This window comes from Leptospira saintgironsiae (assembly GCF_002811765.1).
Classification (GTDB): domain Bacteria; phylum Spirochaetota; class Leptospiria; order Leptospirales; family Leptospiraceae; genus Leptospira_B; species Leptospira_B saintgironsiae.
In genome coordinates this window covers 407780-429196 of sequence record NZ_NPDR01000004.1, presented here as the reverse complement: position 1 = coordinate 429196, position 21417 = coordinate 407780, and the positions used below count along the sequence as shown (strand labels likewise).

Genomic DNA, 21417 nt, shown 5'->3' with positions numbered 1-21417 from the left:
TCATTAGACGAATTTCTTTCTACAATGGATTTGCATCTTGTAGACCTTATCGTTTCTCTTCTGACCCTTACAGCAATGGAAATCGTTCTAGGAATTGATAATATTGTATTTCTTTCCATAGTAGTTGGTAAACTTCCGAAAGAACAACAGGCAAGCGGCCGAACAATCGGCCTCTTAGCGGCATTAGGTTTTAGGATAGGCTTATTATTTACCGTAAGTTGGCTTGCAAGCCTTACAAACGGACTTTTTCAAGTGGGAAATTTTACAGTAACAGGAAGAGACCTCATCATGCTAGGTGGAGGACTTTTCCTAATCGCAAAAAGTACAAGTGAGATCCATCATAAAATGGAAGAAGGTGAAACGGATCTGGGAGCCGAATCTTCTCCTTCTTTTCTGAATGTGATTGTACAGATTATCATTTTAGATATTATTTTTTCAGTAGATTCTATCATCACTGCGGTGGGACTTTCTGGAAATCTGATGATAATGGTACTTGCAGTAGTCATTTCACTTGTGATCATGCTAATTTTTTCGGGCAAGGTAAGCGATTTTATAAACGAACATCCAACCATGAAAATTTTGGCGCTTTCCTTTCTGATCATGATTGGAGTGATGTTATTCGCAGATGGTTTACATTTCCATATTCCGAAAGGATATATTTATTTCTCTATGGCGTTCTCACTTTTGGTGGAATTCATAAATATGCGGGTTCGTAAGGCAAATCAATCCCCTTAAGAACTCTGGAATTGATCCTCGCTTTTCGATTCCAAATCGCCCAGCTCAGATTATAAAGTGGAGAAGACCAGATATTCGGAAGAATATTTCCGTTCACTGCAAGTTCTAATACTTGATTTCTCCACTTTCTGTAAAGTTTATCGACTTCTTCCGAGGCTTCTTTGGTGATCGGATCCAATGAAAAATTTCTGCTTAGGCCAAGTGTATATTCTACTTTTTGAATATATTTTTCCTGCTTCTCCTTTAGCTCCGCACTAAAAATAGAAACTGCCTTATCATAGTTTTTTAGGCAAAGCCTGTATAAAATTTCATGATTCCACCAAAGAGAAGAATCCGGACTTGCTCCTGGTTGGACAACATTTCCTTCTAAGAAAGTTTTTCCTGGAATGGAGAATGGAATAAAAACGGATAAAGAAGGAATAGAACATCCAGTCGCCCAAAATTGAGAGTATGCAGGATTCGTATCCAATTCCGCTACAAAGGAAGAAGTTGTTTGGTTAGGAGACAAAGGACCTCCCGCATGAAGACAAACAGATCCCATACCCGCCTTGCGAGGAGAATATCCTATACTCTTAGAAGGAAAACCTCCTTGGCTGATAGAAAGAGGAACACTTCCCTTTTCTTTACCTTCTAACCTCAGGATCTGCATTGCTTGCTGAACACCTAGCTTGGAGCCGAAAAATTTTCCTCCGCCGGTAACAATCTCTCTTCGAACTTTACATTTACTGAAACTAGTGAATAAAGAATCAGAGAATGCTTCTTTAAAGGAGAAAGTTTGTCCCTTCTTCAACCAACCTTTCGCTCTTGCAAAATCGATTGCATGTGAATGAAGTCCATCATAATCGGACTCTAAAGTGAGACCATTCGAAATTGCGTAAAAACCCTTGATCTTCTTCCAAGCCCAATATCTATCTGCAGTTTCCAGAACATATGCTTCTTTAGGATCAGCGATTATAAAACTATTATGATAGAAGAAGTTCCGATTTGAATAACCACCACATGCATCTTGGCCAAATCTTTCTAAATATTCTATGATAAGATCTCTTGCTTCTGCAGCCGTATCGGAACGTTCTAATCCGAGTCGTAAAAGATCCATTCCAGTAAGACCATCATTCTTCTTTTCGATCTTAAGTTTGGTGAATACTGCCTCGTTCCCAATTACAACACCTTTTGAATTTGCTCCCATCTCTGCTCCCCACATATGAAGAGGACGAGAGATCAAAACCTCTCTGGATTTTTTAGAACTTGGAACATCTATAAATGTAAGTCTTTGTTGGCTTTCCTTAGAAATTCTTTCAGGATATCTAACGAGACATTGAGGTTCATTCGGCTCTCTATCTGAATTTTTTCCGAAGATCATTTTTCCAGAAGAAGTGGAATCTGGAGTGGCTACAAAAGTATCACACATGGGCAGTGATACTAACTCTTCTCACGAGAAGAGCAAGATGTTTTTTTAGTTTAGAGAACTTCCAAAAGTAGCATAGTCATATCATCTTTAGGCGGAGAAGAATGTAGTCCTAGAACAGCTTCTCCCAAAGAATCCAAAAATACTCTTCCGGAAAGAGATGTATAATCTCGGATCAGATCTAAGAATGCTTCATTACCGAAAAATTCATTTTCTTCCGTATAAAACTCGAACATTCCATCAGAGAAAAGTACGACCCTATCACCAGGTTCTAGTATAATTTCATAATCTCGATTGAATAGTTTAGGAAGAGCAAGTAACACAGTACCCTTCCCAGTTAATTCTTGGACAGAACCATCTGACTTAATTAAAACTGCAGGATGATGTCCCGCATAAGAATAGGTCAGACTTTTTTTCTCTTGATCGAGTCTCATATAAACTGCAGTGATAAAAAATCCACCGATCATGGTCATCAAAGACTCATGGATCAGAGTTAAACCTTTAGACGGACTTTCCGCAACTGGAGCAATAGTCTTAAAGGCCATTACCGCCATAGCTGAAACCATTGCCGCAGAAACTCCGTGGCCTGCAGCATCCGCAAAGAAAAAGTCAAGCACCCCCTCTTTGCCCAGATTTGTTTTGATCAAATCCCCACCAACACTTTCCAAAGGTTTAAAATAAGAATAGATCCTAAAGCTCCCAGCCTCCGGAAATTCAAGATCTACCAGGCTCTTTTGGGTTTTCTGAGCGATCTCCAATTCTTCTTCTATATTGACCTGGAATTTTTCCATCTGCACATCTGCTTCTAATAAAGTTTCGAATGTTCTCATTCTAAAACCGATCACAAGTACAGACAAAACACCTGAGGAGATTAGGCCGAAATAATACATCCCAACATCTATCTTAGGATTTTTTACATGTATCCCAACAAAGAATGCAACCGCTATGAATAGTAGAAGGACCGGAATAAGGACCCTGCGATTATTAATAGAAACACCGGTGCTAAATACAACGAGTATCAACCCGAATAAATAACCCAGATATAAACCATTCACATACAAAAGATAAAATGAATGAATACTCATCACCGCGAAATGGAATAATAAAACCAACTCGCTGTATTTTTTAAAATTTTCGAATTTAAAACTTAAGAATATAGAGATACAAATTAATGTAACATGAACGACTCTTATCCATCTTGGATCTAAGAGGCCCTCAGAAGCAGGGTCGCCTAACAATAAACCAAATCCCGCGAAAAAAAGAAAAAGGGACATCGCGAAACGAAATCGCGAAAGAGATTCCTCTGATAAAAATTCTTTTACGCTTGTGATTGCCGGCGTTTCATTTGTTTTGTTGGAAGAATTGTTCCTTGTAGGCATCTGGGATCGCCGCCGGTTTTCCGGTAGAAAAATTAAACCATAACAGTTCCGCTTTTCCAGTCAACACGCATTCCCCTGCCTGATTCCACATGGAACAAACGATAGAAAAAGATCTGTTCTTTACAGATTCCAATTTTACGGAAATATCAATCGTTTCCGGAAAACGAACCTGCTTTCTATAATCCATTTCTATATGAGTAAGGACCGGCCCACCTTCCATAGGCTTCTGAGGAGATTCCCATAGACCCATATCATCAAAATATGATGCCCTTGCAGTTTCGAAATATCTTGCATAGACAACATTATTCACATGACCAAATGCATCCATATCTCCCCATGCCACTTTTTGTTGAACGCTGTACGGGTATTTTTCCGGTTTAGACATAGAGCTAGAAAAATCGAAGGGAGAAATTCTGGAAAGGAAAGAATTAATAAGAAAAATTGATTTATGAAAAGGTTTGTCCTCAGGACTTTCTTAAAAACTTCTTATACTTTCGAAATGCATCTTCATACAGATCGGGTGCAACAGATTCTTCCAGAGCAGATAAAAAAATCTCAAAGCCAGACAAAAGGCTAACTACTTCTATTTGATTCTTACCATCGTTTAGGAAAAAAGTAGATCTTTCGAATCGAACCGATTGAATATCCTTCCAAAAGAGCCTTTTATGTTTTCGGAAAACTCCTTCAGATAAGATAGCATCCTTCTCTAATACGATCCTATAATTCTTACAATAGAATATAAGTAATGTCCCAGCCAAAAATAACAGAAAAGAAACCAAACATAAGATCGGGTCCGGAAAACTGAAGATCCCATTCTTCTGAAAAGTAAAATATGTATCTCCTAAAAGGAGGATTGGAACTAAGGAGATTAAAAAGAAACCTGCCAATCTATACAATATGGGCAATCTCAAATAACGTTTTGTATTCTTTTGAAACTGAAGTTTATCTGTATGTTTAATCAAATATTCGAATGTATAAGTAAGTAAAAAAGCAAAAACAGATCCAAGTATTAAAACCAGGATCGCTTCTCTTGTGAACCATTCCATATTTATAATATTCATATAAGGACAGTGGAAGATCTGCGTATAGTCGCTTCGCTCCTGAAGCCAGGCAGATCCTCGTTTTATACATAATGCCAAGTGGAAGGCCTGACTATAAGCCGGATTTTGTACTCTTGCGAGCGATGATCATTTATCTTGGTCTTTTAGTTACCGAAAAGACTCTTTGCTCTCTACCCACGGCCCTGCAGAACCAACGATGGCCGCCTATTCGAGATTGCACCCGGGAGGGTTTACATTGCCCGCTTCTTCACAAAAGCGGCGGTGGGCTCTTACCCCGCCATTTCACCCTTACTAGAAAACTAGCGGTATATTTTCTGCTGCACTTTCCATATCCGGTTTCTTACGATCCCGAACTCCGGGAATTACCCGGTCCCGTGGTTCTATGGTGTCCGGACTTTCCTCACAAACTTCCCGAATGAGGGAAAATCCACTCGATCAGAAAAGAAAGCGCGACCATCCGGCAGACCTTCCAAAACGAGTTTAGAAGAATTCCATGCCAAGGCTATTCGTTTTTTAGGCTCGGGCGACTCACTCGCTTCGCTCGGACCGGGCTCTACGCTCCAATCAGCGACGCACCATTACATGTCACGTCGCCGGATTTCCGCTGCGATCCCTGTCGCGGACTTTCTCAGGCAACTAAATTGTAACGCAATTGCCTACGCTATTTTGCAACCTTCTCCGCTAACAAACCTCTAATTTAACAATGCCATCCAAGAATATACAAAAACCTCATCCAGGAAGTTCTGAATTAGCCAGAAAAGCATTACGCTGGTTCGGAAGACTCTACGGATCCTTATTTTATAAAACAGAAGTTTATGGATTAGAAAATGTACCTCAAACCGGAAAGGTTTTAGTACTCTCCAAACACCAAAGGAATGATGATATTCCTCTGGGACTTTCCAAAGCATTATATCATAGAAGAATGGATATCTGGGCGATCATGAAAGATTCTCTCGCAGCTCCTATTTTCATGGACTATTTTCTAAAATGCGGAGGGATTCCTCTCAATAGAAAAGAACCTAGAAAAAGTAAGAACGATCTTCTATTTGCTAAGAAAGTGCTCAACGAAGGCAATATGCTCGTGATCTTCCCGGAACAAACCACCGTCCCTTATAAAATGGGGAAAGGCCGCCCGGGCGGATTCAGATTTATTGTAGGAAAACCAGAAGAACCACTAGCAGTTCTTTGCCTAGGATTAGAATATAAGCCCAGAGGATTCTTGCGTAGGACGAGCTTCATAGTTCGTGCTGGAAAACTGAGACATTTTGAGCCTGATATGGACCATGAAGATTTCCTTCACGATTGTATGCACGAGATCGCAAGCCTTACGAATCTCAAATATCCATTCGAACAGGGTAAAAAATCAGCAGATTTAGAGTTAGAAGAGGCATCGATCTAAGAAACAGTCCAGCTTCTTCCATTTAATACCTTCCTAACGGGGTGGAAGGAACTCCTTACACCCCTCCCCATATACATCCAGAACCCAAAAGGCTATACTATGCCAAGTTCCGGGAAATTTTCAGGTTTTATAAATAAAAAATCGCGAGAATCCCAGAAACTTGGCACGGCGCTTGCACTATATTAGACAAAGCCTCGGCTGGGAGATAAAAAGATGAACAAATTAATTAAAATTGCCTTAATTTTAAGCATCTCCACTGCAATTTATGCAGAACCTGAAACCAACGTGATCGAAAGTTCGCTCAAGAACTACACACCGGAGACAGATACCCAGCTGGCAAATAAGCTTACTGCCCTCGGAAGCCTAAAACAAAAAACCAGGGACTACGAAGGTGCAATCGCTTTTTACGATCAGTCCTTAGCAGTGAGAACAAAAATCGGTGATAAAGAAAGTGCTGGATACGCTCTGGTTCTTTACCTGAAATCAATCTCCGAATTTCGTCTCGGCAAATCCTGCCAAGCCTTAGAGAACATTAAAGAAGTTATTCATGTATACCAAAAGATTGGTGACCTTGATTCCGCTCTTCACGCAGAGGAAGAAGGTCTTAAAAAATACCAGGAAGCATGTGGCCTGGCTTTTGCGAAACAGCCAAGCCTGACTCTAAATAAGGACTAAGAAACGCTAGGAAATCATCCCATCTCTAGTTCTAACTTCCCTGGTCCGCCCCTTTCGGGGCGGGCGCTTTTTTTGATTTGACTCTGATTTTTTCCATCCTAATCTTACAGGAATTCCTGGGTTGGGATGACTCCCTTTCTTTCCCCGTCCAAAAATAAGTTTCTTTAGTTTTTTCTGATCCGCATTCGTGCTATGATAAAACTTTGAGAAGCCAATAAATAAATTCCGCGGAGGCTTTACATGAAAATCGTTTTTAATTGGAAAAACTTGGATCATTCCGGAACGGCAGAAGATTATGCCGGAAAAAAATTAGAACGAGTCTCTAAATATATACAAAAGTTAGTTTCGATGGAAATTTCATTCGAACAGGTGCATGGATTGATCAGCGCTAATTTAAATTTAGCCGCGGATGGAAGTAAATTTAACGCACAACACGAAGACAAAGATATTTATTCCTGCATAGACGGTTTAGAAGATAAGATCGTAAAACAAGTAAGCAAACATCACGACAAAAAAGCCGCTCATTGATGGACCAAGACAGGAAGTACGAAGAAGCGATAAAACATTTATCCGAAGGAGAATTCGAACTCTCTCGGAACATATTCGACTCCCTATTGGAAGAAGATCCAGAAAACCCCGAGTTCGCCTCGGGGTTTTATATTTCTTCTTTCTGGGATCATAGAATAGATCGGATCCACCTCACAAAAGAAGGAAGAGAAAGAACGGGACTTTTATTAGAATTCCTAAAAGATTTCGATTCAGTTTATAAAAGTAAATCATTTCCAAAAGAACTCTCATATCATTCGGCGATGAGTTCTATTCTACAAGAAACCACAGATCAAGTGCGTATTGCTCTCAGAAAAGAAGGAATCCAATCTCTTTCTCCAGGATTAATCGCAGAACTTGCTTATAGACTTTTACTTGCAGAAGATACAGATCTTGCTTCCGAAGTATTGAGAGATTCTTCAGGACTAGAAAGATTTTCCCCTGAGCTATTATTTTTTAGAGCAGAATGTACATACTTAAGCGGACAACAAGCACAGGGACTCTTATTATATAGAGAAGCTTTTTTAAAAGAGCCTAGTGCCATTCGCCTGGAATCTGTTCGTTCAGAACCGATCTTCTCCGCTATCCAAATCCTAAGAGAAGAATTTAAAGAAGAAGGTGAACTGAAAGAAGCATTGCCTGTTCTTCTTCTCGAAAGAGGAGTATTCAAAGAGATCCGTAAAATGAACGATAAGGAATTAGAAGCATATCGTTCCGAATTGTTTAGACTTAGGGATTCTTTGGGGCTAAGAAAAGGAGGAACTGAATTTAAAGTAAAGTGCAGAATGATCCAACTCTGTTGTGCCTTACTCGACTCCAGAACTTCTATCCTTTATGGAGAAGTGGCTCAGGAAGCAAAACGTATCTTAGATTCTTTAGATCCAAATTTATATCATAAAAGACTGAAGGTCTAATACTGGCTGCACAAGCTGCAGAGGGAGAATTGTCTTGGCTCTCGAAAATCAGATTGTTAAAAAGTTTGGGTTAAAAGGCCCACTTATTCTTTCCCCATTGGCCGGAGGTCCCTCTACTCCTGAATTGGTTTCTGCAGTTTCTAATGCAGGTGGACTTGGATCTTTAGGGCTCGCTTATGAAACCCCAGAGCAGATCACTCAGATCATCCAAAAAACAAGAAGTCTAACTTCCAAACCAATCGCTGTGAATCTTTTTGTGCCTACAAAAACTCCAGAACTCAGTGCGGAACAAATCAATCAGGCAATCGAAGATACAAAAAAATATAGAGAAGAATTAGGAGTTCCTTCTCCCAAACTTGAACCTCCTTATTCACTCGATTTTGACAGGCAATTCGAAACAATGTTAAGCCAAAGGCCTGAGGTATTTAGTTTCACATTCGGACTTCTATCTTCTGATTATATTAAAGAATGTAAGAAGAATCATATCATTACCTGTGGAACTGCCACCACTTTGGAAGAAGGAATTTTAGCAGAGGAAAGCGGTGTAGACTTGCTCGTAGCGCAAGGTATAGAAGCAGGTGGGCATCGTGGAATCTTCTCCGCAAATGAAGAAGATTCTGGGATTGGATTATTTCCTCTCGTAAGAAGTTTAGTTCATAATTTGAAGATCCCTGTAATTGCAGCAGGTGGTATCATGGATGGAGCAGGAATTGCAGCGGTTCTTGCTTTAGGAGCAAGTGCAGCACAATTAGGCACGGCATTTTTATTATGTGAAGAAGCTGGAACTTCTAAACCTTACAGAGAAGCTTTAGTTTCTAAAAATCGTAAAACAAAAACCACTCGTGTATTTTCCGGAAGGATCGCAAGAGGTTTAGAAAATAGATTTATGAAAGAAATGGAGACTCGGCAAATTCTACCCTTCCCCGCTCAAAATGCTTTTACAAGAGATATCAGAAAGAGATCTGCAGAACTTGGAAAGTCCGACTTCTTATCTCTTTGGTCAGGACAAGGAATAGAGTTAATCAGGGAAATGAAGGCCGGTCAACTTGTTGCGGTCTTATTCGAAGAACTAAAGACCGCAACTCGAGGTTAGTTAAAATTATTTGGTAGCTGATTCCAGAACGTGGCGGATTTCTTGAGCAGTTCTATAATCACCCTTTTCAATAAAGTATTGCTCTAAAGAACCTAAAGTTTTAGAAGCTTGGGGATTTTTGGAAATCTCAAGTAGATGACGTGAATTCAGATCCACATCTACTCTTGCAGAAGAAGGAAGATCCACGAATTCGCGGTCTTCGCCTACTGTAAGAGTCCCTGATCTTTCTGCTAAACTTGTTTCGTTAGAAGAAGAAAAACGACCTACTGTAACTGCGAGAACTAAGATTGCTAGAGCTGCGCTGAGTGAGTATTGGAAAGAACGGTTCCAGACAAAACCGCGGGAGAACTTGGACCAAGAAGTTTCTTCGTCGAAGCGGACATCTTTGAGTAGATTTTCTAATCTAAGATTGAAGTCCTTGGAGAGGCTGATATCCTTCATCTGTTCCGTTCGCAGTTCGGAGACTGCTCGAACCAGAGAGTTTTCTAATTTAACATGATCCGGATCTTCTTTCTGAAAAATTGAAGAGAAGCCGAACTTCGTGCCCTGTTGTTTACTTGTTTGTTTTTCCATACCTTACTACCTAAAAAAGCCTTCGCTCTTCCCATCTTTCATAATCAGATGTTTCAAAAATTCCTTTGCCTTAAAGAGCCGGCTTTTGACTGTTCCGATATTTGTTCCGAGGATCTCTGCTATTTGTGAATAGGACATTTCCTCGAAATACCGGAGCTCGATGACTTCTTTGTATATATCCTCGAGTTCGTTGATTTTGTTGATTAGATAGTTACTCTCGTCGGAAAGTTCTACTTTTTTTTCGAAGCTGATACGATCGTCAGTGACCTGGAACTCCGAATCGTCCATGGAATTCTCCCTGGCCCTCTTTCTTTTGGCCAGAAGGTCCTTGGATTTATTGACCACGATACGGTAAAGCCAGGTATAAACCCCGGATTCTGCCCTAAAATTGCGTATGGAGCGATACCCTGAGATCAGTGCGTCTTGGACGATATCCTCTGCGTCATCCCCATCTTTTACCATGGAGACAGCTTTTCTGTACAATCTTTCCCTATAAGGGCCAGTCAGCTCTATGTAAGCCTTGTCGTCCCCTTCTTTGATCCGTTTTAGAAGTTGGATTTCTTTTTCTCTTACGGTTTGTTTGCGATGAGGATTATCGGTTTCGATCATTAGAAGCCTTTACGACATAGGTAGGCTCTTCCCTGGCCTTTGCAATAAAAATATGACGTAAGGAATTGGGCGCTTACCTATGCGATTTTAGGATTTTAACCTTCTAAGGAAAGATTAATGAGTATAAGAGATTCTGTGAGTTCTAAAGGCTCTCTGAAACGTATTCCGTATAAGAACTTTCGTTTTGAGTCTACTTGCTTTGGGATTTTCCAAACTACATCGCCTAAAAATTCTAAACGTTTGCCAGTTCTTCTTTCTATGACTGAACCTTCGATCGGAATGGAGCCTGGTAGATCTTCTCCGCTCATTAATATACAAATACCAGATTCGGAAATATTGCCGAGCTTACCTTCTAACGTGATGAGCCCAGAGTCCACTTGAACGATATACTCGTCGAAATCTCTGGGATAAAATCTGGGACTCCTAGGTTTTTGACCGGGCTCGCTCATCGATAAGGGTTCAAATTAGAAACGAATTCGACAAGTGTCCAGCGTTTTACTTTTTTCAGAAGTCGAAGTAGATAAAAGGGATCTCTCCGTCAGGACTTAAGATCGCAAAACAAAATGCGATCAAAGGATAAAGAGAAAATTCCAACCAAACTGGGATCTTGAACTCCTTTCCTTTTTCATAAACAAGCCAGCCAATATAATGTCCAATGATCACACAAAGTATCGCAGGGATTCCTTGCTTTAACATATAAGGCCTAAGTTCTCCGCTTTGATACACATACATTCCGTGTATCATTTTCAGAGCAGATTCTATATTCGCGGATCTGAATATAACTCCAAAAGTAACCGCCACTGTGCTCGCGTATAAAACTCTAACAGGGGTTAGTGCCTTATCCCAAGAATCTGAGATTGTTAGGTTCGGGAACCATTTTGCTTTCCATTCTTTTAATACAGATTCTATTAATAGAAATCCACCTTGGATAGAACCCCAAATGAGGAAGGTCCAATTGGCTCCATGCCAAATTCCTCCCACAAACATTGTGAACCAAACATTGAATCTATGACGGAAAAGCCCTACACGATTCCCGCCTAAGGAAATATATACATAATCTCTGAGCCAAGTGGAAAGAGTGATATGCCATCTTCTCCAATGTTCCGTAACTGATTGAGAAATATAAGGCATTCTAAAGTTTTCAGGCAGCTCATAACCTAATAGAAGCGCGGCAGAATATGCCATATCAGTATAACCGCTAAAATCACAGTATACCTGCACCCAGAAGAGAAATGCACCTAACCAAAGCGCTTCCGTAGAATAAACATCTGGGTTTTTAAAGATGAGATCGGCAATCGGAGAAATATTATCCGATAGTACAACCTTCTTAAAATATCCCATTAAAAAATAGCGGATCGCTTTTCTAAATGGAATATCCTCTATCTTCTTTTCAGTTTGTAATTGAGGTAAAAAACTTTTGGCAGTAACGATAGGTCCTGCTACCAATTGAGGAAAGAAGGAAACGAATAAAGCAAATCTAATGAAGTTCTTTTCAGAAGGAATTGCTCCCCTATATACATCTATCGTATAACTCAAACTCTGAAATGTATAAAAGGAAATCCCTACAGGAAGAACTATTTTAAGAATAGGGAATAAACTTTGGAAACCTAAAGTATGCAAGAAGGCATTCAAGTTCTCACTTAAGAATCCATAATATTTAAAAAATCCTAAAATGAATACAAGATTCAGCACTAAGCTGATTACGATCATTCTTTTGCGAACAACTTGGTCCTTGGATTCGAAGATCAGATCTGCTAAAAAGAAATCGATTACTGTGGATAATAAGATCAAACCACCGAATTTCCAGTTCCAGCTCATATAGAAGATATAACTCATGATGAGCAGGAAGATATGGATAAGTGATTTGCGTAGTTTTGGCTCTGGAATAAGCGCCGGTAAAATGTACCAATGAGTTACAAATACGAAGGAGAAAAAAAGAAAAAATTCAAGTGTGGGAAAGATCACGTGGGTTCCCTAAATAGTTGGGCATTAGCCCTTAAGAACGAATTTATTATTTAATCCGTCTTTCGGTCCAGAAATATCGAGACTGGAACTAGGTCAAGGGATTCTCATCCCTTTATTGGATCAGTTTAGGCCGGGAATTTTTCAGTCAAGATTTTGCCTCACAAAAAGGAAGGAAGAATGTAAATCTCTTGCAAGATTTTTTCCATACTTTATTCGTAGTTTCGCATTCCATTCATATAGAGGAGTTCCGTTTTCAATGGTGAAAAACGTATTAAAAAAAATCATCCTAACCTTGGTACTGGTAGGAGCAAGCTTCGGTTCCTTAGCGAACTGTTTCGGAAAATTTGCACTTGTAAGAGTTTTTTACAATGCTAACGACGGAATCAATGTGGGCGGTGGCCTTCTTGCTAAGATCGTAAAAACGGTTCTATTTTATATTCCTTTCGGATTTTTAATGGCAATCGGTGGATTTATCGACTTTCTACTTTTCAACCTGATCGAGTTCTGGTCTGGAAGTAACCCAGTAGGACTAAACGAGTACGATAAAGAAGGAAGATACGCAAAATCTTTCGAACAAGACGGAGAAAAACTGACTTTAGTTTATACTGAATTCGGTTCCAGATTGGATCTGACTGCTGTTTCTAAAGAAGGAAAATCAGAAACTCTGACTGCTTTCCGTGCACAGCCTGGAAAATTTTTCGTAGAGAGAGAAGGACAACTTTCTGAGATCGAAGTTACTTCTCAATCAGTAGGATCCCAAGTGATCTTAAAACTAACTGAACAAGGTAAATTAAAATCTTCTAAAGTAGTAGAAGCACAAAGTTTACAAGATCTTCAATTGAGAGCTTCTGAGTCTCTCTAATCTATAAAAATGATCCGTCCACAAAGGGCGGATCATTTTCCTATATATCTATTCTCAATCTTTAAAACTGAATTTTTTCCAAGTCCACGTTTCGCAAACCATCTAGGATTTGCTTCTACTGCATACATTACCTTTTGAGTAGAATGATACAAAACTTGTGTTTGGTTCGGTGCCATTTCATAAACATCGACTAACTTCTTGTCTTTTGAAAAATAGCCAATGCTCAAAGGGATTAAAGTATTCTTCATCCAAAAAGACAGATGGTCCTCGCTGGGAAAAATGAAGATCATTCCCTCATTCTCCCCTAACTTTTTACGGAACATCAATCCTCTTTGTCTGGACTCATCAGTGTTTGCCACTTCTACAAGGAGTGCGTGTTCTCCTATATATATGGTGGTTTTTTCTAAGTATAAGGGAGAATTATATTCTCCCCAACCTGCCATAGGAAGGCAGAACAAAAACGATAGGAGTAAGAATCTGAAAGTTTTCATGTATCTTAGAAATTAGGAGGACGTTTTTCTAAGAATGCTCCCATTCCTTCTTTGGATTCCTTTCCGGAGAACAAATTAGAAAATTCTTTTTTCTCTAATTCTTGTCCTTTAGATAACTGCATATCTAATCCATTTAAGATGACTGATTTTGCAGTAGAAACAGCAATAGGTCCTTTTTTCAGAATGGATTCTGCGGTAACCTTTGCAGTGGCGATCAGATCCTCTCCGTCTTTAGTAAGTTTATTTAATATACCTATACGATAAGCTTCTTCTGCACCGATCATATCTCCAGTGAAGATAAGTTCTGCTGCTCTTCCATAACCGATTAGTCTCGCAAGTCTTTGGGTTCCACCAAATCCAGGGATCAAACCTAAAGAAACTTCAGGAAGTCCTAATTTTGCTTTTTCGGAACCAATACGAATATCACATGCAAGCGCAAGTTCAAGTCCTCCACCCAATGCAAATCCATTTACTGCAGCGATAGAAACTAATCTGCTTTTTTGGATCCGATCGAATGTGCTTTGTCCCAGGGCCGCAAACTTTTCGGCTCCGCTTGCATTCAATTCTTTCATCTTAGAGATATCCGCTCCGGCAACGAATGCTTTTCCTTGTCCGGTGATAATCACTACTCTGATAGATGGATCTTTTTCTAAATTATTGATCTCGCTTGTTAATTCGTTTAATAGTTCTTCGTTTAATGCATTTAACGCAGCAGGACGATTGATCTCTAAGATCGCCAGTTTGCCTTCTTTTTGCAAATGGATCAGTGATTCGCTCATTTATTTACTCCATCTCGATGATCAGAAAAAGTGTGTCGTCTTCGAATTCTGCGTCTCCAAAAAATGCGGAGAGTTCGACTTGGACGGCTTCTTTAAACTGTTTTAAATCGGTAAAAGACTTATTTCTGTTCAGGATTTCAATTAGGCCTTCACTTCCAAGCTGTTTTCCTTGTGGATTTCGATTCTCTATCAATCCGTCAGTATATAAAAACAACCTTTCTGCAGACTGGATCGGTAGAGATACGAGTTCTGCAATTGGCCTTTTGATCCCGAATCCTAATATACTTCCTGTAGTTTCAATTTCCCTAAAGTCATTTCCATTTTGGGAATGCATCAAATAAGGATGTCCCCCGTTTGCAAAATGGATCTCTTTGGAAATAAAATCGAAGAATATATAAACTGCAGAAGCGTGGTGAGACTTGAATTGCCTAAGAAGTGTCTCATCCAGATATTCCAACAGTCGGACAGGATGTAGCTTGAGACGATAAGGCATAGTCGCTACCATAATTTTAATAAATGATGCGACTAACGCAGAAGCGATCCCATGCCCTGCAATATCAGTTAAGAAAACTCCAGTATTTCCTTCCCTTAATTGGATAAAATCGTAAAAATCCCCACCGATCTCGTTGGGAGTAGATCTAAATACCTCGTATTTAAAACCTTTGATACTTACATCTTCCGGAAATAATGTCTCCTGCACTTTTCTAGCGATCTGAAGTTCATGTTGTAAGAATCTATACTCAGAATCCAATTCGGAAGAAATACGGACTAACCTTCTTACGATCACAACAATGGTTGTTCCGATCAAACTTAAGATCAGATATACAACATCCGGAACGAATAGAACTAAAGGAAATCCGGGAAGAGAGCTATTATTGAGTTTGAAATAAATAAACCCAAGATGTAACACTATAGAATAAGTTGCTGTTAAGAAGCAACCCTTCACTTTTAGTCGGAACATTTGGAATAGAACCAAAAATCCAACGAGTAAGAAATAATTATTATAAAGTTGTAAACTATGAAGATCGTCGAAGCTGTAAAAGGATTCGTTTAAGATCAACATTACCAAAAAGATAATGCTAAAGTTAGTACCATGAATGACTGCAGGCAGATATTTTCTTTGGAAAGAAAGAACAAGGCTCAGAATATTTAAACTTAAGACAAGACCGAAATAGATGGTCCCATGAGGAGATCTCTGTATTTCAGGGATTAGGGCCAAAAAATAAACTAAGAAGTGAAGAAAAAAAGCGAGGCGAATGAATGACTGATCAATTCGAACGAAGTCTTTCCATGCGCTTACTTCCCTGTAATTAAACTCGGTTTCTAGGAAAGACCAAGGGTTTAATATTCCGCCAGCTTTTTTATTGGATAGATTCATCTAATATAAATTCGTATATTTCCGATCCGTTAAATCTGATCTTCAAATTGAAGCCTGACTTAAGATACCGATCTAATTTTTCCGCTAATTCCAAACCTTCTTTAGAATCCTTAATATTAGAATAATAGAAAGCGGCTGATTTCGATTTATAGTTATACGGAAATCTTTCGTTAATTAATAAAGTAACGCGAAATCCGCCGGGCCTTGTCTCTAAAACGATATGACTCACATCTTTTCGATTCAAGATCCTCTCGTCTATAGGAAGTTCCCAAGGATTGGTTACATCCGAATAGAGAGAGACTCCATAAAGAAACGAAATGACTATACATAACAAGAGAGAAGTCCGAGCAAAATTGCTGGGAAATCTGCAAGTGTTATAAAAAAAGACATCGGTCTTCATGAGAGACAGGCACAAATCTTACAAAGGGCGTGTGAAATGCAAATCAATATCCCTATCTTTCTCTTTTCGATTTTTTGCGATGCAAAGAAAAATACTTTTCGTTCTAGCTCAAGTTTTGGACATTCAAAGCCGCATGTTTTTATGTCGATTGTTTGTCTTATTCATTCTTACTTTTGAAACCTTCTACTCATGTAAAGAAGCAGGTGATCCTAATCCCTATGCAGATGTTCTATCTTCTACTCCACTCTCTAAAATAGAGAACTATGTCAGGTTGGAATCTGAAGACTGGGCTTCTCGAATTTTTAATTTAGACAAACAAGCCTTAGATTATGTAAATGAATTGAATCGAGTAGATGGATTTAGTGAATCGCCAAGTCCTGTGAAAGATCTTGAGACATTTAAATCTACTCTGATAGATGCTCTGAATTCACAATCCGGCCCAGTTTCATCTCTTTTGAAAAATAAACTTCTTCGTATTTATGTATGTGAGAATTTAGGAGGTTCTGCGGTTACAGGGATCATTCGCAAAGATAATAGATCGATTGGCGGATTTGTGATCTTAGATGCGAATACTCTAAATCGAAATGCAAATGACTGGATTAGTTTTAAAGAAAATTCTGCATTCCAAAAAGGAAATATAAAGATACAAATTCGAATAGAGGAAGATAGACAAAATACTAAAACAAATGCACTTCGCTATATTCTACTCCATGAATTTGGTCATATTCTCTCAGAAACAGAAAGTATAGGTCCGAGTTTCTTTTTACCTAAAAGATCTTATACAAATTTCGAATTTTATCAAGGAGTTTGGAAATCGGAGAAGGTAAGCTTTTTAGATGATTCCAGATTTGTCCTCAGGTCTAAGATCCGTTTTTATTCTGGATCTCTTTCTTTAGATGCTAATTGGGAGAAAATTTACCCAATCCTTGCTAACACACAGTTTCCTACATTATATTCAGCAACTAATGCGGATGATTTTTTTGCAGATTCTTTTGTTTCCTATGTGCATGTAGTCTTAGAAAAGAAACCCTGGGAATTGGAAATATTAAAGAATAATAAACCAATCTTTAGAATGGAGAACGGTATTACAAAAGATTCTCTCCAATCTCAAAGAAAGATATTAGAGAGAATCCTTGCAAATTAAAGTTTAAACTTATCAACAGATTTAAGAAGTCCTTCGGATTGTTGGTGCATCTCACCTGAATAAGAAGTCAGATCATCCGCTCCAGAAGCAACTTCCTGGGTACCTTCTGAAATACTTACAATAGTCTTAGTGATCTCATCAGTAGCACGTTTTTGTTCTTGGACCGCTTCTTCTATCTGTAAACTGAAACTCATGAGGAAATTCGCTGATTGATGGATATCTTGGGTATTCTTCTCTTGGGTTTTAACTGATTCTAATACCTTCTTCGCAGATAAACCGAACGAATCCACTGACGTCCTAAGTTTACGAAGTATATCACTCGCTTCTTTAACCTTAGTGTTTCCGTTATGAACTGCATTATTTGTAGAATCAACAAGCTCTCCAATCTCCTGCACGGAAGAAGAAGTTTGAGACGCAAGTTTGCCGATCTCTTCTGCAACTACTGCAAATCCTTTACCTGCTTCTCCTGCACGCGCCGCTTCAATTGCAGCGTTCAATGCGAGAAGGTTTGTTTTTTCAGAAATCTCTGTGATGATAGATAAGATCTCATTAATACGACTAGCACTTTCTCCAATCTCATCCATTGCTTGGTTCGTGGCACCCATCGCATTCTCTCCAGTCACTGCTCGTTCCTGGGATTCTGAGGCAACTTGAGATAATGTTTGCATCTCATTATTAATAGTACCTATCTGCTCACGAAGAAGAACTACGTTTGTATCTATCTCCTTCATGTTCTCAATCGCTTTTTCCATAGATCTACGAACATTCTCAGCAGATGCCGCAAGCTCTTCTACCGCGGCTGATGATTCTTCCGCGGCTGAGGCTTGTGCCTGAGCTACATCCGAGAAGTTACGACTGGACTCCGCCATTTGATCTGAGGTGGTATTTAGTTTAGTAGAAGATGTTTTGATATCTGATATGATCTTAGAAAGGTTCACTTTCATCATATCCATGGATTTGAGTAATTTACCTATCTCATCTTCTCTTGAGATTTCCATATGAGAAGTCAAGTCTCCATCTGCAATCTTCTCTGAAAAACCAATCGCCTCTAATAATCCACTTGTAATGAGTTTATTAAAGATCAAATTCAGAATGATCAGAATGATCACCATGATAATGAGAGAAGATAAAATTGTCTGAAGTATCACTCCTCTCATATCCGACCAAAAGATTGAATCTGGAATGGATACTTCTACCGCCCAAGGTTTATCATAATTTCCTAATAAAAACGGAAAAAAATGGTGACCTTCTCCGCCCCCATGCAATGAGAAAGGTTTTCCTTTTGCAATACCTTCTGTGATTTGTTTCAACCATTCTTCGTCTGGATTTTTTTTCCCAACCAAGGAAGGATCTTTACCATTGGCAGCATAGGTCCCATTTGGAGAAACAAGTGTCAGATAGCCTTCTCCCCTAAATGGTTTAATAGGTCCCAAGAGTTCCTGCAAGTTTTCCATAGCAAGGTCGATACCAACTACTCCGGAAAAACTTCCCCCTCTAAATACTGGTTTCACCAAAGAAACCATCAGTACATCTTTTCCGCCGACTGGATAAGCAAAAGGATCTGCAACAAAATCATGAAGTGTCTTTTTAGGAACAGTATAGAATGCCCCTGAATCATCCAGATTTTCGTAATATATTACCGGTTCTACACTGACGGCGCCTTTTGACTTGTTTACATAAGGCACAAATCTTCCGGTTTTATCATGATAAGGAGGCGTATTCTTAAATCTTGCATCCTGCCCATCAAAACCGTTCGGTTCAAAAACAACCCAGGTTCCAAAATAATATTGATTGGCCTCGACCAATTTCCAAAGTGCAGAAACCACTTCTGCTCTGGCAGGTTTAGAAGATTCTAATAGAAATTGGGTCCCTCTAAGAGAACCCAATGCAGCATCTAAAAAATCTTTCACTTCATAAGCGAATCTTTCTCCGGCCATTCTGGATCCATCTTCTACCTGATACTTCAGGCTAAAATAAGATCCGACCGAGTTTATTACGGTCAAAATAACCGAACCTGAAAGTAAAACTATCGATAGATAAAGTGAAATCCTGAACCGAATACTCATTTTAGATATTCCTTATATACTTAGAAGTTTTGGCTGAAACCTACACTGAACCAAACCAAATGAGAAGGAATTTTCTGCAGAAGATAAGACTCTCTTACGGATTGTCTTAATTGGTCCGGTATAGTAGTAGAGGTATTGATAAAATCTAATACCAACTGATTGGCAGGACCGTTCACTTTCCCAGGATCAACAATCTTACTATCCTTAGAAGTAGAATTCACATAACCGCCGGTCGCGCCATAATAATTATCTGTATCATACATATATAAATTAGGTCTATATACGTCTGCTGCCTTCACGAAAAACTTTCCGAAAAAGAAAGTTAAAGTAGAAGTTATATCCTGGATCCCATATCTATTATCCACGATATTATTGCTCATCGCATAACCTATGTTAACCTGAGGAAGTATTCGGAAAAAATTCCCTTCAAAAAACTCATGACCCATCGTTAAAGATAGATAGTTTTTACCGGCCATCAAGCCCGCATTCTCCTGAGAGAATTGAGTATAAAAGGAAATAGTTGGATTCACATATTGTAAGAAAGGTAATTTCCAAAAGAAGAAATATTCCTGCCAAGCTAAACGAGTGATTTGGGTAGAAGGGTTATTTGCTCCAGGAACTCCTTGCGCAGCTGCAGAATTAAATCCTCCCAATGCCGGAGAAGTATAAGCAGAACTTTTTTGAAAAGTATTATAAAACCAAATACCTGCCGTAAAAGTTCCCCAACTAGTCTTCTCAAAATTATAATAGAATGCGTAGAATAATCCGTCTGAACGTTTCATACCATTCTGTTCTTTTTTAAAACCCGGAACATCTCCACCGCAAGTGGAACCTGTTGTTGGATTTCCGGCCATGAAGTTGGCTTGAGTATCATAAGGACAAGCAGAGTTCAACGAATCGGGAGAAGGAGCGGAGAATGGACTCAAAGAACCTGAGGATCCTTGCCCTGCATAACCAGGTCCAGCTCCTCCCGGATACATTTGAAATCTTCCGTCATTATCCCTATCATTACGTTCGGTTAATTGAAAGTTTCCCCAAAACTGTACTTGGAAACCTTTTAACGGAGTATTAAAAGTTACAGTTGGTTGGTAAGAAGGGACGAATGTCATTGCTCTATAACTTTCGTTATCTCTACGGTTAGCGATCTCTCCGGAGAAACTAAGTCCCCGCCAAATAAAGTCCGTGACCACCTCATGTATCACTTCTATAGAAGTGTCTCCTCCATTACCGTTACTCGAGCCGGCACTAGGACCATACATATTCGGAGGACCAGTCTCCACGTGGCCTTGGGGAACATCGGAAACTTTTTGTGGAGCCGTTTTTTTATCTAATGTAGAAGCCCCTGCATTCTGTTTTCCTTTTTCATAACTTACCTGAGCTACGTTATCCTTATCTACAAAGCGAACATAATCATCATTCTCAGCGACTAATACTTTCTCATCGTCTTCTAAGATGATCTTACCTCGGACTACCTGTCCGTTTTTTAAACGAACGAAATCGGCTGAGAATACTTCTCCGAAACCGAAAAGAAAAAATAATCCTACCACGTAAGCAAGAGGACGCTTCGGCCAAACTCCAAGGAACATAATTTTGTCTCCAATATTAACTAGGGCGGGCACCCTATTTTCTCTAGATCTATCCCAAGTACATAGAGCGATCTTCTACGGGACGAGAATCCATAAGAAGACGAAAAGAAATGTTCATTTTTCTTAACTCGTCACTCAAAAAATTTTATTATTAGAAATATTGATAATTTATTTCTGAACACTTGGAATATTTCTAATAGTTTAGATTTTCAGCCTGATTGGAATCAGGAAATTTTTGCCTTATTCTTTCCACACAATCACAACAAAGGCCGAATGAAAAACCAGAGCCTCCAGTATTTTTGTTTTCAAAGAGAGATTTTCTCTTTCTATTAAATAGAGAGTGGATCCCAAAAATAC

The 21417-nt window shown here is 39.1% G+C and carries 22 protein-coding genes and 1 other RNA gene; 8 read left to right on the top strand and 15 right to left on the bottom strand.

Going from position 1 to position 21417, the window contains the following annotated elements:
- Positions 1-24 precede the first annotated feature (24 nt).
- A complete protein-coding gene (locus CH362_RS12135) occupies positions 25-735 on the top strand; it encodes a TerC family protein (protein WP_100710591.1) in 711 nt (236 codons plus the stop codon).
- On the opposite strand, the gene CH362_RS12130 is transcribed toward CH362_RS12135, so the two are convergent.
- The 5 genes from CH362_RS12130 to rnpB all read right to left on the bottom strand — a co-directional run bounded on the left by CH362_RS12130 (position 695) and on the right by rnpB (position 5049).
- On the bottom strand, positions 695-2143 hold the full coding sequence (locus CH362_RS12130; RefSeq protein WP_100710590.1) for a peptidase C69 family protein: 1449 nt from the start codon (positions 2141-2143) through the stop codon (positions 695-697). The genes CH362_RS12135 and CH362_RS12130 overlap by 41 nt on opposite strands.
- Positions 2144-2193: 50 nt before the next feature.
- Entirely contained in the window at positions 2194-3414 is a 1221-nt protein-coding gene (locus CH362_RS12125) for a PP2C family protein-serine/threonine phosphatase (RefSeq protein ID WP_244280567.1), read from the bottom strand.
- Between the two features lie 67 nt (positions 3415-3481).
- Positions 3482-3904 carry an acyl-CoA thioesterase gene (locus CH362_RS12120; RefSeq protein ID WP_100710588.1) on the bottom strand — a complete coding sequence of 141 codons (423 nt, stop codon included), beginning with the start codon at positions 3902-3904 and terminating at the stop codon, positions 3482-3484.
- Between the two features lie 79 nt (positions 3905-3983).
- Entirely contained in the window at positions 3984-4565 is a 582-nt protein-coding gene (locus tag CH362_RS12115; protein WP_244280566.1) for a YdbT family protein, read from the bottom strand.
- Positions 4566-4658: 93 nt separating this feature from the next.
- An RNA gene (rnpB, locus tag CH362_RS12110) (RNase P RNA component class A) lies at positions 4659-5049 on the bottom strand.
- A gap of 234 nt (positions 5050-5283) precedes the next feature.
- Between rnpB and CH362_RS12105 the strand changes: the two genes are divergently transcribed.
- From CH362_RS12105 to CH362_RS12085, 5 genes are all read left to right on the top strand, one after another.
- Positions 5284-5979: a lysophospholipid acyltransferase family protein gene (locus tag CH362_RS12105; RefSeq protein WP_208859579.1), complete on the top strand. Its 696-nt coding sequence runs from the start codon at positions 5284-5286 to the stop codon at positions 5977-5979.
- Positions 5980-6192: 213 nt separating this feature from the next.
- On the top strand, positions 6193-6654 hold the full coding sequence (locus CH362_RS12100; RefSeq protein WP_100710586.1) for a tetratricopeptide repeat protein: 462 nt from the start codon (positions 6193-6195) through the stop codon (positions 6652-6654).
- A gap of 240 nt (positions 6655-6894) precedes the next feature.
- Positions 6895-7182, top strand: coding sequence for a ribosome hibernation-promoting factor, HPF/YfiA family (gene hpf, locus CH362_RS12095; protein WP_020771476.1), 288 nt, complete (start codon positions 6895-6897; stop codon positions 7180-7182).
- The gene (locus tag CH362_RS12090) at positions 7182-8114 is read left to right on the top strand and encodes a hypothetical protein (protein ID WP_100710585.1); all 933 of its coding nucleotides are present in this window, start codon (positions 7182-7184) and stop codon (positions 8112-8114) included. Before hpf ends, CH362_RS12090 begins: the two co-directional genes overlap by 1 nt.
- A 34-nt stretch (positions 8115-8148) precedes the next feature.
- On the top strand, positions 8149-9207 hold the full coding sequence (locus CH362_RS12085) for an NAD(P)H-dependent flavin oxidoreductase (protein WP_208859578.1): 1059 nt from the start codon (positions 8149-8151) through the stop codon (positions 9205-9207).
- 6 nt (positions 9208-9213) lie between these two features.
- On the opposite strand, the gene CH362_RS12080 is transcribed toward CH362_RS12085, so the two are convergent.
- The 4 genes from CH362_RS12080 to CH362_RS12065 all read right to left on the bottom strand — a co-directional run bounded on the left by CH362_RS12080 (position 9214) and on the right by CH362_RS12065 (position 12354).
- Complete coding sequence (locus CH362_RS12080; RefSeq protein WP_100710583.1) at positions 9214-9780, bottom strand: LIMLP_12425 family protein; 567 nt, start codon at positions 9778-9780, stop codon at positions 9214-9216.
- Between the two features lie 6 nt (positions 9781-9786).
- A complete protein-coding gene (locus CH362_RS12075) occupies positions 9787-10389 on the bottom strand; it encodes an RNA polymerase sigma factor (protein ID WP_100710582.1) in 603 nt (200 codons plus the stop codon).
- A gap of 95 nt (positions 10390-10484) precedes the next feature.
- Positions 10485-10838: a PilZ domain-containing protein gene (locus CH362_RS12070; RefSeq protein WP_100710581.1), complete on the bottom strand. Its 354-nt coding sequence runs from the start codon at positions 10836-10838 to the stop codon at positions 10485-10487.
- A 55-nt stretch (positions 10839-10893) separates the two neighbouring features.
- A complete protein-coding gene (locus CH362_RS12065; RefSeq protein WP_100710580.1) occupies positions 10894-12354 on the bottom strand; it encodes an MBOAT family O-acyltransferase in 1461 nt (486 codons plus the stop codon).
- 256 nt (positions 12355-12610) lie between these two features.
- Between CH362_RS12065 and CH362_RS12060 the strand changes: the two genes are divergently transcribed.
- Positions 12611-13216: a DUF3332 family protein gene (locus CH362_RS12060; RefSeq protein WP_100710624.1), complete on the top strand. Its 606-nt coding sequence runs from the start codon at positions 12611-12613 to the stop codon at positions 13214-13216.
- 32 nt (positions 13217-13248) lie between these two features.
- Here CH362_RS12060 and CH362_RS12055 read toward each other — a convergent pair whose 3' ends face one another.
- From CH362_RS12055 to CH362_RS12040, 4 genes are read right to left on the bottom strand one after another with little or no spacing between them, the layout of a single operon-like run.
- Entirely contained in the window at positions 13249-13707 is a 459-nt protein-coding gene (locus CH362_RS12055; protein WP_100710579.1) for a DUF192 domain-containing protein, read from the bottom strand.
- Positions 13708-13712: 5 nt separating this feature from the next.
- A complete protein-coding gene (locus tag CH362_RS12050; protein WP_100710578.1) occupies positions 13713-14486 on the bottom strand; it encodes an enoyl-CoA hydratase-related protein in 774 nt (257 codons plus the stop codon).
- A 4-nt stretch (positions 14487-14490) separates the two neighbouring features.
- Positions 14491-15864 carry a PP2C family protein-serine/threonine phosphatase gene (locus CH362_RS12045; protein ID WP_100710577.1) on the bottom strand — a complete coding sequence of 458 codons (1374 nt, stop codon included), beginning with the start codon at positions 15862-15864 and terminating at the stop codon, positions 14491-14493.
- Positions 15848-16264 (bottom strand): hypothetical protein, encoded by a 417-nt coding sequence (locus CH362_RS12040; RefSeq protein ID WP_425269054.1) that lies wholly within the window; start codon positions 16262-16264, stop codon positions 15848-15850. Before CH362_RS12040 ends, CH362_RS12045 begins: the two co-directional genes overlap by 17 nt.
- Before the next feature lie 133 nt (positions 16265-16397).
- On the opposite strand from CH362_RS12040, the gene CH362_RS12035 reads away from it, so the two are divergent.
- The gene (locus tag CH362_RS12035; protein ID WP_244280565.1) at positions 16398-17408 is read left to right on the top strand and encodes a hypothetical protein; all 1011 of its coding nucleotides are present in this window, start codon (positions 16398-16400) and stop codon (positions 17406-17408) included.
- Here the strand turns inward: CH362_RS12035 and CH362_RS12030 are convergent.
- Both CH362_RS12030 and CH362_RS12025 read right to left on the bottom strand, forming a co-directional pair.
- Positions 17405-19474 carry a methyl-accepting chemotaxis protein gene (locus tag CH362_RS12030; protein ID WP_100710575.1) on the bottom strand — a complete coding sequence of 690 codons (2070 nt, stop codon included), beginning with the start codon at positions 19472-19474 and terminating at the stop codon, positions 17405-17407. The two genes, CH362_RS12035 and CH362_RS12030, sit on opposite strands and share 4 nt — an antisense overlap.
- Before the next feature lie 20 nt (positions 19475-19494).
- Positions 19495-21060: an LA_0442/LA_0875 N-terminal domain-containing protein gene (locus tag CH362_RS12025; RefSeq protein ID WP_244280564.1), complete on the bottom strand. Its 1566-nt coding sequence runs from the start codon at positions 21058-21060 to the stop codon at positions 19495-19497.
- Between the last annotated feature and the right edge of the window lie 357 nt (positions 21061-21417).

Excerpts from the sequence above, each read along its gene's own strand:
- CH362_RS12125 (WP_244280567.1), bottom strand. The coding sequence starts at position 3,414 with ATGTCCCTTTTTCTTTTTTTCGCGGGATTTGGTTTATTGTTAGGCGAC.
- CH362_RS12115 (WP_244280566.1), bottom strand. The coding sequence starts at position 4,565 with ATGGAATGGTTCACAAGAGAAGCGATCCTGGTTTTAATACTTGGATCT.
- CH362_RS12070 (WP_100710581.1), bottom strand. The coding sequence starts at position 10,838 with ATGAGCGAGCCCGGTCAAAAACCTAGGAGTCCCAGATTTTATCCCAGA.
- CH362_RS12040 (WP_425269054.1), bottom strand. The coding sequence starts at position 16,264 with ATGAAGACCGATGTCTTTTTTTATAACACTTGCAGATTTCCCAGCAAT.
- CH362_RS12060 (WP_100710624.1), top strand. The coding sequence starts at position 12,611 with ATGGTGAAAAACGTATTAAAAAAAATCATCCTAACCTTGGTACTGGTA.
- hpf (WP_020771476.1), top strand. The coding sequence starts at position 6,895 with ATGAAAATCGTTTTTAATTGGAAAAACTTGGATCATTCCGGAACGGCA.
- CH362_RS12075 (WP_100710582.1), bottom strand. The coding sequence starts at position 10,389 with ATGATCGAAACCGATAATCCTCATCGCAAACAAACCGTAAGAGAAAAA.
- CH362_RS12090 (WP_100710585.1), top strand. The coding sequence starts at position 7,182 with ATGGACCAAGACAGGAAGTACGAAGAAGCGATAAAACATTTATCCGAA.
- CH362_RS12080 (WP_100710583.1), bottom strand. The coding sequence starts at position 9,780 with ATGGAAAAACAAACAAGTAAACAACAGGGCACGAAGTTCGGCTTCTCT.
- CH362_RS12100 (WP_100710586.1), top strand. The coding sequence starts at position 6,193 with ATGAACAAATTAATTAAAATTGCCTTAATTTTAAGCATCTCCACTGCA.
- CH362_RS12055 (WP_100710579.1), bottom strand. The coding sequence starts at position 13,707 with ATGAAAACTTTCAGATTCTTACTCCTATCGTTTTTGTTCTGCCTTCCT.
- CH362_RS12045 (WP_100710577.1), bottom strand. The coding sequence starts at position 15,864 with ATGAATCTATCCAATAAAAAAGCTGGCGGAATATTAAACCCTTGGTCT.
- CH362_RS12035 (WP_244280565.1), top strand. The coding sequence starts at position 16,398 with ATGTTTTTATGTCGATTGTTTGTCTTATTCATTCTTACTTTTGAAACC.
- CH362_RS12130 (WP_100710590.1), bottom strand. The coding sequence starts at position 2,143 with ATGTGTGATACTTTTGTAGCCACTCCAGATTCCACTTCTTCTGGAAAA.
- CH362_RS12030 (WP_100710575.1), bottom strand. The coding sequence starts at position 19,474 with ATGAGTATTCGGTTCAGGATTTCACTTTATCTATCGATAGTTTTACTT.
- CH362_RS12105 (WP_208859579.1), top strand. The coding sequence starts at position 5,284 with ATGCCATCCAAGAATATACAAAAACCTCATCCAGGAAGTTCTGAATTA.
- CH362_RS12135 (WP_100710591.1), top strand. The coding sequence starts at position 25 with ATGGATTTGCATCTTGTAGACCTTATCGTTTCTCTTCTGACCCTTACA.
- CH362_RS12025 (WP_244280564.1), bottom strand. The coding sequence starts at position 21,060 with ATGTTCCTTGGAGTTTGGCCGAAGCGTCCTCTTGCTTACGTGGTAGGA.
- CH362_RS12050 (WP_100710578.1), bottom strand. The coding sequence starts at position 14,486 with ATGAGCGAATCACTGATCCATTTGCAAAAAGAAGGCAAACTGGCGATC.
- CH362_RS12120 (WP_100710588.1), bottom strand. The coding sequence starts at position 3,904 with ATGTCTAAACCGGAAAAATACCCGTACAGCGTTCAACAAAAAGTGGCA.